This window comes from Gilliamella sp. B2828, assembly GCF_026537125.1.
In the GTDB taxonomy this organism is placed as follows: Bacteria; Pseudomonadota; Gammaproteobacteria; order Enterobacterales; family Orbaceae; genus Gilliamella.
On the sequence record NZ_JAFNMU010000002.1, the window covers coordinates 203,259 to 216,800 of the forward strand.

Consider the following 13,542-nt stretch of genomic DNA (forward strand, 5'->3'; position numbering starts at 1 on the left):
ATTTTAGTTTAAAATGCATAATTTCATATAACTAATTGATTTTTTAAAACAAAACGAGAAGCGAATAATCGCTTCTCGTTTGACGATATTAAATAATATCAATTATAAAGGAACACGCGCTGGGTAATGTAGACCTAAATGAGTTTCAACAATTTTACCAATATTTTCACCTAGTATTTGACCGGCATTTTGAGAAGATTGAGTTAAATCATTATTTATTGCATCAATTACAGCACCAATACCAGCTCCTAAAGAACCTGCTGCATCAGCAATATAGCCAGCACCAGAAACTTGTTCAACTTCCATTAAATTTAATTCTTTCATAATATGTTCCTTTTCTCCATAATAATTATTTTCAAATTAAAATCCAAAAATACCAATTTCTAAATGGTACCAATGAAATTCGTGATTATTTAATCAGAAAATAAAATTCTTATCAAGTCAATTATTATTACATATATTTTTCACATGAAATAAATGAATGTTAGATTTAATATAAGTATTTTAAAATTAATGATTATTTTTAATTTAAACTTAACTTTTTATAGGCAAAAAAATTATATTAAGTAAGCAAAATAAGGTTATTATTTATTGATTTTTTTATTGATAGTAGTAGGAAGGTAAACAGAAAAAAAACTTCATGTACATAATGTACATATTTCCCTTTCAAGTTTAATGATATTAAATGAGGTAATAATGAGAAAATTTTAATCATCATCTTCCTTGATAATTTATATCCAGTAAAACACATATATAAATCAAATCATTTAACTTATTAATTATATAAAATATTGATTTTAGCTTAAGATATATGTTTTAATTCCCTGGATGATTTTTTATACAAAACGAGAAGCGAATGATCGCTTCTCGTTCAAAACATTAATTATGGACGGCATGCTGATGGGCAATTTATACCGATAACAGCTTCAACAACTCTACCAATCCCTTGACCTAGTAATCTACCTGAATTTTGTCCAGCATTACTTTCGTCACCATGAGCTGCATCCACTACAGCACCAATACCAGCACCTAAGGCACCCGCTGCATCAGCTATAAAGCCAGCACCTGAAACTTGTTCAACTTCTACTAAATTTAATTCTTTCATAATGTGTTCCTTTTTTCCACAATAGTTATTTTCAAATTAGAGTCTAAAAAATACCATTAATACATAGTACTGTTTAAACCCATAAATATTTAAACAGAAAATAAAATTTTGATCAAGTCAATTATGATTACATTTAATTTTCACATGAAAAAAAAAGACTTTAAATTAAGCATAAGTGTTTTAAAAATATTAATAATTTTTTTACTAAAACTTAACCTTTGTATAGAGAAAAATTATATTTTTAGAGCGAAATAGAATCATTCATGATGGAGTAATTATATAAATTTAAAATTAAGTGATAACATCAAAATATTTTATTCGTTAGTATACATCATAAGCAATCAAATTTCTTAAAAAATAAGATATTGCTGGTGGTAATCACCAGCAATATTATTAAGCAAAGCCTTTTAATCCAACAACATGAACATGTTCTTGGTTATTAATAACTTTACGAACTAATTTATAAGTAGTTCCTTTTTCTGGGCTAATATTTTCGGGTGCAGCAATAATAAGCTGCATTTCTAATCGCTCACATAGTTCAAAAAGCGTTGCAATTGATTTAGTATCAAGACGAGCAGCTTCATCTAAAAATAATAATCGACATGGTAAAATATCTTTATTACGCAGTCGTTTAGATTCTTCTTCCCAGCTTTGAATCACCATCAATAGAATCGACATACCAGTACCAATCGCTTCACCAGTCGATAAAGCGCCACTTTCGGCACGTAACCAACCATCAGCACCACGATTAACTTCAACATCCATCTCTAGATAGTTTCGATAGTCAAGTAATTCTTCACCGATATTTTGTGAACTTCGTTGCCCCATATCAATATGAGGGTTTAAGCGATGATATAGTTTAGCTAACGCTTCTGAGAAAGTGATTCGATTGTTACTAAACAAGTCTTGATATTCATCTTGTTCATCAGCCAAGGCTGATAATAAAGCAGAATGAGCCTCACGTATACTTACGTTCAAACGTACACCATTAACTTGACCAAATGCCACTGCTTGTAAACCTTGATTTAACATACGAATACGATTTTGCTCACGTTGTATAGTTTTACGTATAATATTGGCTACACTTTTGGAGCTTATTGCTAATTGCTGTTCACGCGAGGTGAGTTCTTCAGTTAAGCGAGATAATTCGATTTCCATTTGTTCAATGGCTTCAATTGGATCATCAGTTTTCACGATATCTTGGCGAATTCGTTCACGCAGATGTTTATAAACCGCAATATAGAATTGAACCTTTCGTTCAGGCCGTTTTGGATCTTCAGATAGCCTTAATACATCTCGTAGATGTTCATTATCATTTACAGCTAAACGTAAGGAACCCAACGCCTTATCCGACATAGAACGAAGCTCATCGGCACTTAAATAAGCAAGTTCCCGGCGATGTAATCGACGCTCAACACTATTGTCTTTAACTAATCGTAATACTAAACGCCACCCAGCTTTAGCTTGCACCACTTGTTCCCGTAATTGCTTATATTCTCGCGATATTTGGTTCAAACGTTTTTGCATTTGAGTCATTTCGCCTTCACACATAATCAATTGTTTTTCAAGAGAAAGACATTCCAGACGATTATCATTAAGTTTTTGATGGATTTCATTACGGCGAATTTTAGCACGTTCCTCGGTAATCGTATCAGCTTTTACACCAATTTGTTTTATCTCTTTAAGTAGTTCATTAAGCATATCCTGCTTAGTTTCAAAAGCACTTTTTAATGAAGCAAACGTTTGGTTATATTGATTATACTTGTCTTGATAGTGCTGCATTTGACTACGGGATTTAGCTCTTTGTGCTTCAACCACTTCCAATCGAGAACGCAGTTTTTCATTTAAATCAGTATTTTCACCTAACATATCAGCGGAATCTTCATAACTAAAATGAACTCGACGCTGTATCACTTCGGTTAATGCAAATACTTGTTGGCGAATAATCTGTTGTTGTTCTTTTATGATGTTGTATTGTTTATGTAAAGCTTCATTTTGTTCAGGATCGCTCTGTAAAACAGCAACAATTGGTTCCAGTTCTGAAACAGTGTTACGATTGCGATTGACATATTGTACTGCCTCTTGTGCTTCTACCACTTGTTCACGTAAGTCATCAATACGATCTGCTAGATCATCATCAGCCAATAAATGTATCTGTGCAACAAGTCGATTAACAGTACTTAACTGTTCCTTATAGCTAGATACTTGTTGCTGATTTTGTTTATCAATAGTTTCTTGAGACGACAGCAATCGTTCAACTTCCACACTCCTTGCGACTAATTTTTGCGCTTCAGCTTCAGGATCAATATCAAAAGCTACCGCTAAATATTGACCGATAAATTTCCCAACATTTTGCTCAATTCTCTGTAATTTTTGTAGATCAAATGAGGCTGTTGCATAACGTTCATACAGTTGATCTCGTTCAACAGATAATTTTTCAAGATAAACCTCACGTGCAGCTCGGCCAAATAATGGTACTTTAGGAAAACTAGAAAAACGCCATTGACGCTCGCCTGTTTTAACCAATACCGCTTTATTCATCTCTTCACAATCAAACACGTTATCATCAAATGATGACGGATCACCTTCAATAAAATAGATATCTTCAGGATAATCTTCTTCACTTGCAGTAAGAGTTTCAAGTTGTGCTTTTACTAAAGATAAATCGGGTACCACAATAGCTTGCCTAGATGGACCATATACCGCCGAAAAATATGGAGCATCATCAATAGTAACATCTTCATAAATTTCAGATAGCAATACGCCATTAAATCGTTCTGCTAATGCTGATAATCGTCCATCATCAACCCCACTTGGTTGATTGAGTTGTTCAATTTGTCTATCAAGCTGATTACGTCTAAAATTGATTTGATCACGTTCAGTAACAAGTACTCGCTCTTGTTCAAGTAACTGCTGCATATGTTGTGTAATCGCTTGGCTATGGGCAAATGTTTGACCAGATTGTTCTTGCAATGAAATTAAAGCATCTTGTGCTTTTAGCCATAAAGGTGCTTTTTGTCGATAATCAGAAATTTTAGCTTGAATCTGTTCTAGTTCTTGCCTACATTCAATACGTTTTTCGCTAGATTCATTGGCTAACTGAGCACTTTCGTCTAATTGTACTTCAATCTCTTGTTTTAACTCTTCAAGATCTTCATAATTAACTTGACGACCAATACGTTTACAAAATTGAGTTAATAATGATTCTGCTTCTTTTTGCTCAAAAAAACGTTGTTCTAATTCATCTAAGTGTAATTGTAAATGTTCAGCTTGATCAGCTTGATAACATTGTGATGGCCACTTCCTTAATGCTTCTTTGGCAACAATAAATGCATCACTACGCACCACATCGCCAATTAATTTGACAACAAGTTGATAAGCTCTATCAAATTGACTGATTGCCGCATTAGAAACACTGAGCCTTTGTTCAAGTTCTAATACTTTCTCTGTTATTACTTTCTGTTTTTCGTCAAACTCTTCAAAATGATTTTCAATATTATTAAGGTCTAGTTTAGGTAATTGGCATAAAGACTGCGCATTTTTAAGGGTTTGCAATGCTTGTTGATATTGAATAGCACGGGTTTGTTGGACATCAAGCGCTTGCTGATAATCAGCCAGTTGTGTTTTGATTTCATCAACTTCTCGTTCTGTGTGTTCAAATTGATCACGGTAAACTTGATATTGTTCGTTAGCTTCAACAACAACTTCACTTTGCTCCTCAAGCTTGACATTTAAATCGTCTAAATCTGCTTGATAGCGATCAATCTTTTCTTGTTGGCGTAATGCCGTTTGTGCTAGATTAAGATGATCATTAGCTGCTTGTAAATCGGTTTCCAAATCGCTTTGTGCTTCTTGATATTCTTTCAACTCTTTCGCCATTTCAATTTGGCGGAATTGATTACTTATAAGTAGCGCTTGCGTTTTAAACATATCTTGGCGTAGACCTAGCACTGATTCAATATGTACACGACGTTCATTAGCATGACGCATATAATCAGCTGCTACATAATTAGTTGATTCGGTAATCAGATGTTTGAATAAATCCCGATCTGATTGCGTCACTCTAATGGCTTCTAATGTCATTCGATTTTCACGTAGTGCAGCCTCCATATCTTGGAAAGCTTTACGTACGCCACTATTTTCGGGCAATAAATAATCACGAAGTGAACGAGTAATAGCGCTTGAAATACCACCATAAAGTGAAGCTTCAATTAGGCGATAGTATTTACTACGATCAGAAGATGTGCGCAGACGCTTTGGTAATACACCGACATCAAACATTACCGAATGATAATCAGTAATTGAGTTAAATTGTTTAAAAATTACGCCTTCCATTTCTTCAATTTTTTCTTTTAATTCAGGTAATGAAAGGATTCGTGCTTGTTTATCAATTAATCTCTCAGTAACTAATTCTGTTGGGGAAATGCCAACAAATAAACCTTGTATTAGGAAAGGTTTAATATCGACTTTTTTATCACGACCAGCTACTTGCTGTAAACGTACTCCACAAATTATACGTTGATTACGAGAATTAATTACATCAAGTATTGAGTAACAAACGCCAGGTTTCAATTTTCCGTGTAAGCCTTTATCTCGTGAACCTGATGTTGCCCCTGCTTCGGTCGTGTTTCTGAAATGTAATAAAGTTAAATCAGGAATTAAAGCAGTAACAAATGCTGCCATTGTGGTTGATTTACCCGCGCCATTTCCCCCAGAAAGTGTAGTAACTAATTTATCCAGATCAAAAGTTCGAGCAAAAAAACCATTCCAGTTAATCAGAGTCAATGAGTGAAATTTACCATGTCCGATCATAATTATTCTATCTCCTCATTAACATCTTGGTCTTCATTATTATCATCTAAAATAAGTGACGATTCTATATTGATTGCTTCACCATCACGGATTAAACGCAATTGAGCTTCTTGCATATCATCACTACTACGGACTTCAGCGCCAAAACGAAAAATTGATTCATTAATGCGAAAACGGCTACTGTCATTGCCAACAATAAAGAAAATCATACCAAGTCTACGTAATCGATTTAAAGCTGTTTTGACTTTATCAAATAATTTTTGACGATCTAAATCAGAACCAGTAGAACGCTGATTAACTAATTTGAGCAATTTACTTTCATCTGCTAATGAAATCAGTTCATCAAACAACTCTTGCAACGTAAAGATCCCTTCATGCGCTAATCGTTCAGGACTTAAATAAAGATAACAAAGTACTTTGCCAACTAACATTTCTAACTCAGATAATACCGAGCGAGAAATTAACGACGTTGAACGAGGACGAAGATAAAAAAATCCTTCTGGCGCCCTGACTAATTCAACATTATAACGTTGGTAAAATTGTTCAAGTTCTAATTGAAAATCCATTAAAAATGCATGATTATCAAGCTCATCAATGCCAATATGACGCCCTGAACGCAAAGTACTATCAAGCTCAGGGAAAATCGGATTTGCAATTGCTTGCGCCAATTTAACTGGCATATATTTATCAATGGATGCTTGTGAATTTGCCGCTATGCGCTCCATAATTTCATCAAGATGATGTGCAGTTTGTTGTGTTTCTAAATCGTTAGTATCTGTTGATGACATGTGCTTGTACCTTAGCTCCATAATCGTTAATAGGTTTCCATTCGCTGGGTATACCGAGTAAATCATCTTTGGCAATACCAAGTCGAATAGCCTGATCGATAAATAACCTTGCTATATCAAAATGTTGTTCGCGTGGGAATTGTGCCAAATAGTTACAAATTGCTATACCAATATCAAGTGGTTTATTTTCTTGTTTAAAAATCAACAAATTTTGTTCGATATGCATAATAATATGTTCTTGAATCTCTTCTATCATTTCAAATTCAAGTTCTGAAGGTAATTCACCTGTCACTTCTGCTTCGTGTAGTGCGAGTTCTTCATCACGCATATCGAGTAAACGATCAGCATTTGCGAATGTAAGAGACCATGGCATATCAAAATAATTCTGAATTGATTTTCGTAACCGTTGTGAAAATACACGGTTTTTATCTAAATCGATCGCTGTTCGGATAAATTTATGAACATGTCTATCATAACCTATCCAAAGATCTATCGCTTTTTGCCCCCAACCTATAATTCGATCTAATTTACTTTGTAAATCTAATACTACATTGTTAATTTTATCAAGTTCAGGATGATCCAGTGTTGCGTCTTGAATTAATAACAAACTGGCTTGTAGTTTATCGCCTGCAGCAGCTAAAGTGTCTTGCAACTCACGAAGTGTTTGTGATGTCTCCGTTAACAATCCCTCACAGCTACTAATTGCAGCTTGCCAATCTTGGCTTAATAATGCAGAAATATTTCGTTTTACATCAACTTGCTGCTCATCCATAACACGTTGCGTTATATCAATGCTATCAAAAATTTCAGCAACCGAATATTTTAAAGGAGCAAAGACATTTCTATGCCAATGTAAATCATCCCCCCCTTCGACAGCTGCATCGGCAGCACGTTTCAATTCTTGTGCCACAATGGATAATTGGATGGATAAACGCAGTGAAGAAAATTCCCGCTGTCGAATATAATAATCAGAAATCCCAATTCCAAGGGGAGTTAAACGATAAATTGAATAGCCATCAGTCATTTCACTTGTAAAACGTGTAATTAGATGCTGACGTACTAAATCATTAATGGCATTATTGGCTCGTACAGTGATGGTATCTTCACTTTGTTCGAAAATCTGTGAAACATGCCGAAAAGCATCAATTAATTCCGATTCAGTCATTTCACCATCAAAACGCTCACTATTTAATACAGCAATAGCCAATAAAAAAGCTAACCTTTCAACAGGTAAAGTAATTGAAAAATCATTCTTTTTTGCCCAAGAGACCAGTTCAGGTACTGTTTGGGAAAAATCCAACATAGAGGTTTCCTTAGATTAACGTATCGTTTTATATAAAAATACCTTAAAAAAGTTTAATAAATACAATATAGAGATTAAAAGACAAATATTATCGATTATATAACAATTTGTACTAGTTAAAAATAACCAAGCTTAAGATTTACGATTAGATGATTGAATAACAGTAAATGAACATTTATATAGCCTCATTTTAGATTTTATATTGCATTCGTCAAATTTATCTTAACTGGCACCTATACTCAACGTGACAATACCAAACATAAAAGAAAATTCATTATTTTTTAAAAATTAGGTTAACATATGCGTAAAATGTTGCTTTTGATGTTATCAAATTTTGCCACTTCTTTTAGAACTCTAACATTCTCCCCTACTTGTGGTATCTCAATTGCAATCGGTTGAATAAAAGCATATTTATATCTATCCAATTGATTAGATTACATAATACTTTATAAAAAACCCGCAGTAACTATATTACTATTGAACTATTGGAAAAAAATCAGTGATGAGGATGGATTTTAATTACAGATGTTGGACAAAAAACACTGAAGAAAATATGTTAATTTACCTATAAATCAAGTTCCAGACATTACTTCAGGTAATTATGTCATAAAATATAGCGTAAATTATTTATTATTTTAACTAATTTTGAAATAATTGGAGATATTCCATTACAAATCCTACCTAAAATTGGTCTGACAAAATTAATATATGGTAAAACAGTTTCTATTATTACTTATGAAGATGGTAAACCTTTCTTAAAAGTTTCTGAAATGATTAAATTGGGAAATAATTTAAATTAATCTTTAAAAAAACTGATAATAACTAAAAGTTGATATTATTGTTCCTAAAAAGGCTTTAATGTTATTTGTATTGAAATTAGTTTACTATTAAAAATAGCAAGTTAGTTACTGAAGACAAATTCTTCATAATATTAGTTTTTACTTTAATACCCAAATCGTAGAACATAGATTTTCGAAAAACATCAAATCATAAATAGTAGTAAGCCAATGACAGAAACAATATATTTATTACACTCAAAGCTAAAAATCCTAGATAATATTATCTAGGATTCATTAAAAATTTATACTTTTTATAACTCTGCATTAATAGGTCGAGGAATTAAAAAGCTGCAAAGTAAAGCTAAAATAGTAATGATCAATCCCAATAACATACCATTAAAATAACCTTTGATAGTATTAGCATTTACCATTTGTATAGCGGGTAACAATGCAAAACTTAATCCTGCGCCTAAATTAAAGGCACCTGCATTCATACCAGGTAAAAATCCTGGATTTTCTGATGGCGATAAAACAATACCTAATCCATTTAAGATAATATTAGCCATTCCTGCATAAAAAATTCCAAGTGCTATAACGCAAATGGATAAAATTGTTAACGAGTAAACACCATAGAACATAATTACTAAAATACTAATGATACAACCCAATAAACCTAATTTTAATACATTATTATATCCCATCGTTGGCGCTAAACGACCTGAGAACGGACCCACAAGCCAACCAATTAATGCATATGGTGTAAGAAAAATGAGTGATGCCCAATCAGGATCAAGTCCGAAACCTAATTCATGATTTTGTGCTATTGACATAACTAAACCATTAACTATTGCAAAAATACCTGTCATGGTTAATGTTGTCGTTAAGAGTAAAGCCCAAGTTGACCTTCTTTTTAAATGTTCAATTGTTACCAATGGTTGTTTATTGCGTTTTTCTGTGCACCAAAATAACATAAAACAAACAATAGCAATCAGTGTGAGTCCAATGACATAAAGCCAATTGGCACTACCAATATTGCCGGCCTCATTAAGTGCTAACAGTAAAGCTGCAATCGTCATTACAATGAACAGAACACCTATCCAATCCATTTTAGTTCCCGCTGATGGTTTTGATTCTGGAGAAAAACGATAGACAAAATAGGTAGAAATAGCAGCAACGACCGCAATAACCCAAAAAACTGAACGGAAACCAAAATATGTAGCAAGTAAACCACCCGCAATTGCATCAACACCAGCAATACCACCATTTACTGCTGTAATAATTCCCATTAACATTCCATATTGTTTGGCATCTTTTACTTCATAACTAAGCATCAATAAACAAAGTGGTACAACAGGACCTGATACACCTTGTATAATTCGTGCTGCATACAATACTTCTATATTAGGTGCTAGTGCTGCTAGTATTGTACCAAATGTCATAATAAGCAACATAAAGGTTAATACTTTCTTACGGCCTTTTATATCACTCAAGCGTGGCAAAAATAGAGAAAATAACGCTGCAGCTGTAAAAAAAGAGGTTTGCGATAAACCTACGGCCGCATCATTGGTCCCTAGCTCGTTAGCTATGGTTACTAATACTGGACTTAACATGCTTGCATTAAGTTGAAATGCAGTACAAGCTGCAAGTAACGCAACCATTAATGTTATAATATTTTTCTTTTCCTTACTTTGATCTATCATGCATTTACCTCATTGGTGCGTTTAAAGAATCAATATATAAATTAATTGTATGTATTGGGTTTAACTGTATACTGGTTTTTGATTGTACTCGTCTATCCAAATTTGAATCATTATAAATATCTTGTGCTATGTCGACTTTTTTCACTAAGGGTTTAATAGCTGCTAATTCAATATCAGGATCACCCTGTGCCAATAAAATCGCGAAAGTATCATGATGACAGAGATCATAATCTAAAATAATTTTTTTTGGTTGATTTGTCATAAATCATTTCCTATAGAAAATTGATTTGTTAGTCATTTTGTAAAATATACTCTGATGAAATGGCATTTTTTTATGCTTCTTAATTGTCTATTGACAAAGAAGCATAAATCGCTTATTGGTAAAGTGATTCATCTTTTTCCTGTAATTTATAAAACACATCATTAAAAATATCTTTTGTACCTATTGTATCTAAAGTTATGGCTAAAAAGAGTTAATGTATTAAGGATCTATCCCATCAAAATCAGTAAATTTTTACTACTAAAAATAACAATAACGGTTTGAATACCTATTAAATATATTTTTCGAGTTGCAAGTTTTGCAGTATCTAAATTAGCCGCATTAAATTTGCCTCGGTGTTATTTGGGATAATAATTGGATGATATTTAAAGAGTATGAAGCAGGGTCAAATACAACTTTTACTCTTACATATTTAGGTAATTTCATTGTATGAAAAACAGCATTAATAATATTTTCAAGTTGAACTAATAAAATATCAGATTTTTCTAAATAAGGTTCTAACATTACAATTTCTTTATCAGTAATTGTTAAATTGACCTAAGAGAAATAACAATTATAGGTTCTTTTAAAACATAAATCATTGCATTACCTATTGGCTATTTCTTAGATTTATATGAAGTATACGTATTAATTTTTTCCAACTTTGGAATAAAAATGAACTTTCCTTCAATATTATTAATAAAAAAACCAGATTAATATCATTAATCAATTTGAATTTATGATATTTTTTAGATAATAGCGATTTACAACCTTTTAAAAAAATTGCTACTTAAGCAATGATGTTAATATTGAATGAACCCAAAATATAATTGTTGCCTGTTATTTTTTCTTGCTTTTTATTTTATGTCTAAAAAAAATAAATTCATGTTTTAACTACCTAATTTGCATTAAATATAAATTGAAACATTAAAAAAGTATTTATTATCATATCTTATGAAGTAAAACTGAAGCAAATAGAACTAAACTTAAATATGGTCAATTGCTTTAAAAATAGAAAAAAATATTAAAAAAGCAACAATTTTTTAGCATAAATAATCATATTATTATTTTAATCCTTATTACCCGTTTTCATTATTGAGCGTATTTATTGATATGATCTTATAATATTATTAAAAATAATAATGTGGACTGAATAATAAAAAATAAATTACCTACTCGCTCTGCCGCAATTTTATGCTAGAATCAAAGTACTATTACCAACTCACTTTAACATAAGGATGAAATGCAATGCATATCGGTATACCCAAAGAACGGTTAGCCAATGAAGCTAGAGTTGCAGCAACTCCCCAAACAGTTGGACAACTGTTAAAACTTGGATTTACAGTCTCTGTAGAACAAGGTGCAGGACACGCTGCTCATTTTGAAGATCAAGCATTTATTGATGCTGGAGCAACAATTCAAAATAATCAAGAGATTTGGCAAAATGACCTTATCTTAAAATTCCATGCACCAACGGATGAAGAAATTTCACTAATGAAGGAGGGGTTAACTCTCATTAGTTATATTTATCCAGCCCAACATCAAGCGCTTTTAGAACAGCTTGCAGCTAAAAATATAACTGTAATGGCTATGGATTGTGTTCCACGTATCTCACGTGCTCAGTCACTTGATGCATTAAGTTCCATGTCTAATATTGCTGGCTATCGATCTGTTATTGAAGCAGCAAATCAATTCGGACGATTCTTCACTGGGCAAGTAACGGCAGCAGGAAAAGTGCCACCAGCAAAAGTTTTGGTAATTGGTGCAGGTGTTGCTGGTCTTGCAGCAATTGGTGCAGCAGTTAGTTTAGGTGCTATTGTTCGAGCATTTGATACGCGTCCAGAAGTTGCAGAACAAATTAATAGTATGGGCGCTGACTTCTTAGAGTTAGATTTCGAAGAAGAATCTGGTTCAGGTGACGGTTATGCGAAACAAATGTCTGCTGCTTTTATTGAAGCTGAAATGGCATTATTTGCAGACCAAGCAAAAGATGTAGATATCATTATAACTACAGCACTAATACCAGGTAAACCAGCACCAAAACTTATTTCGAAAGAAATGGTTGAATCAATGAAACCTGGTAGCGTTATAGTTGATTTAGCAGCCTTAACAGGAGGCAACTGCGAATTAACTAAACCTGGCGAAATATTTGAAACAGATAATAATGTAAAAATTGTTGGCTATACTGATTTAGCTAATCGTATGCCAACTCAAGCATCTCAACTTTATGGGACTAACATTGTTAATTTATTAAAATTGCTTGCTAAAGAGAAAGATGGCAATATTGACATCAATTTTGAAGATGTGGTTATTCGTGGAGTAACTGTAGTCAAAGATAAAGAAATCACTTGGCCTGCGCCACCAATTCAAGTATCTGCCCAACCTCAGAAAAAAGCAGCCGATCCTATTGCAAAACCAGAACCAAAGCCAATGGATCCTCAGAAAAAATATGGGATTTTAGCGTTAATTATTATTGCTTACTTCTGGTTAGCAAACTCGGTACCTGAAAGCTTCTTAGGGCATTTTACTGTATTTGCGCTATCTTGCGTTGTTGGTTATTACGTTGTATGGAATGTTACCCATTCTTTGCATACACCACTTATGTCTGTAACGAATGCTATTTCCGGAATTATATTAGTTGGGGCTATATTGCAAGTCGGCGATGATAATGGCTTAACAACAGCAATTGCATTTATTGCTATTTTGATTGCGAGTATCAATATTTTTGGTGGATTCTTTGTTACCCAAAGAATGCTAAAAATGTTCCAACGTGGTAAATAAAGGAGAGAATCAATA

9 protein-coding genes are annotated in these 13,542 nt (G+C 32.9%); 1 reads left to right on the forward strand and 8 read right to left on the reverse strand.

Annotated features, from left to right (window positions below; translation table 11 throughout):
* Window positions 1-102 precede the first annotated feature (102 nt).
* From J3U19_RS02795 to J3U19_RS02830, 8 genes are all read right to left on the reverse strand, one after another.
* A complete protein-coding gene (locus J3U19_RS02795; protein ID WP_267339969.1) occupies window positions 103-324 on the reverse strand; it encodes a hypothetical protein in 222 nt (73 codons plus the stop codon).
* Between the two features lie 559 nt (window positions 325-883).
* Window positions 884-1,105: a hypothetical protein gene (locus J3U19_RS02800; protein WP_267339971.1), complete on the reverse strand. Its 222-nt coding sequence runs from the start codon at window positions 1,103-1,105 to the stop codon at window positions 884-886.
* Between the two features lie 393 nt (window positions 1,106-1,498).
* Window positions 1,499-5,917 (reverse strand): chromosome partition protein MukB, encoded by a 4,419-nt coding sequence (mukB, locus tag J3U19_RS02805; protein WP_267345402.1) that lies wholly within the window; start codon window positions 5,915-5,917, stop codon window positions 1,499-1,501.
* Window positions 5,918-5,919: 2 nt separating this feature from the next.
* Window positions 5,920-6,642, reverse strand: coding sequence for a chromosome partition protein MukE (gene mukE, locus J3U19_RS02810; RefSeq protein ID WP_416380343.1), 723 nt, complete (start codon window positions 6,640-6,642; stop codon window positions 5,920-5,922).
* A gap of 43 nt (window positions 6,643-6,685) precedes the next feature.
* On the reverse strand, window positions 6,686-8,008 hold the full coding sequence (gene mukF, locus J3U19_RS02815) for a chromosome partition protein MukF (RefSeq protein ID WP_267345404.1): 1,323 nt from the start codon (window positions 8,006-8,008) through the stop codon (window positions 6,686-6,688).
* Window positions 8,009-9,098: 1,090 nt separating this feature from the next.
* Window positions 9,099-10,487, reverse strand: a complete 1,389-nt coding sequence (locus J3U19_RS02820; RefSeq protein WP_267345406.1) for an MFS transporter — start codon at window positions 10,485-10,487, stop codon at window positions 9,099-9,101.
* Between the two features lie 4 nt (window positions 10,488-10,491).
* Window positions 10,492-10,749: a hypothetical protein gene (locus J3U19_RS02825; protein ID WP_267339978.1), complete on the reverse strand. Its 258-nt coding sequence runs from the start codon at window positions 10,747-10,749 to the stop codon at window positions 10,492-10,494.
* A gap of 339 nt (window positions 10,750-11,088) precedes the next feature.
* Entirely contained in the window at window positions 11,089-11,271 is a 183-nt protein-coding gene (locus tag J3U19_RS02830) for a hypothetical protein (RefSeq protein WP_267339979.1), read from the reverse strand.
* A 723-nt stretch (window positions 11,272-11,994) separates the two neighbouring features.
* On the opposite strand from J3U19_RS02830, the gene pntA reads away from it, so the two are divergent.
* Window positions 11,995-13,527 carry a Re/Si-specific NAD(P)(+) transhydrogenase subunit alpha gene (gene pntA / locus J3U19_RS02835; protein ID WP_267339980.1) on the forward strand — a complete coding sequence of 511 codons (1,533 nt, stop codon included), beginning with the start codon at window positions 11,995-11,997 and terminating at the stop codon, window positions 13,525-13,527.
* Window positions 13,528-13,542 lie beyond the last annotated feature (15 nt).

Bases quoted from the DNA above. Each gene is read 5' to 3' on its own strand.
- J3U19_RS02820 (WP_267345406.1), bottom strand. From the start codon at position 10,487: ATGATAGATCAAAGTAAGGAAAAGAAAAATATTATAACATTAATGGTT.
- mukE (WP_416380343.1), bottom strand. From the start codon at position 6,642: ATGGAGCGCATAGCGGCAAATTCACAAGCATCCATTGATAAATATATG.
- pntA (WP_267339980.1), top strand. From the start codon at position 11,995: ATGCATATCGGTATACCCAAAGAACGGTTAGCCAATGAAGCTAGAGTT.
- J3U19_RS02830 (WP_267339979.1), bottom strand. From the start codon at position 11,271: ATGTTAGAACCTTATTTAGAAAAATCTGATATTTTATTAGTTCAACTT.
- J3U19_RS02825 (WP_267339978.1), bottom strand. From the start codon at position 10,749: ATGACAAATCAACCAAAAAAAATTATTTTAGATTATGATCTCTGTCAT.
- mukB (WP_267345402.1), bottom strand. From the start codon at position 5,917: ATGATCGGACATGGTAAATTTCACTCATTGACTCTGATTAACTGGAAT.
- J3U19_RS02800 (WP_267339971.1), bottom strand. From the start codon at position 1,105: ATGAAAGAATTAAATTTAGTAGAAGTTGAACAAGTTTCAGGTGCTGGC.
- J3U19_RS02795 (WP_267339969.1), bottom strand. From the start codon at position 324: ATGAAAGAATTAAATTTAATGGAAGTTGAACAAGTTTCTGGTGCTGGC.
- mukF (WP_267345404.1), bottom strand. From the start codon at position 8,008: ATGTTGGATTTTTCCCAAACAGTACCTGAACTGGTCTCTTGGGCAAAA.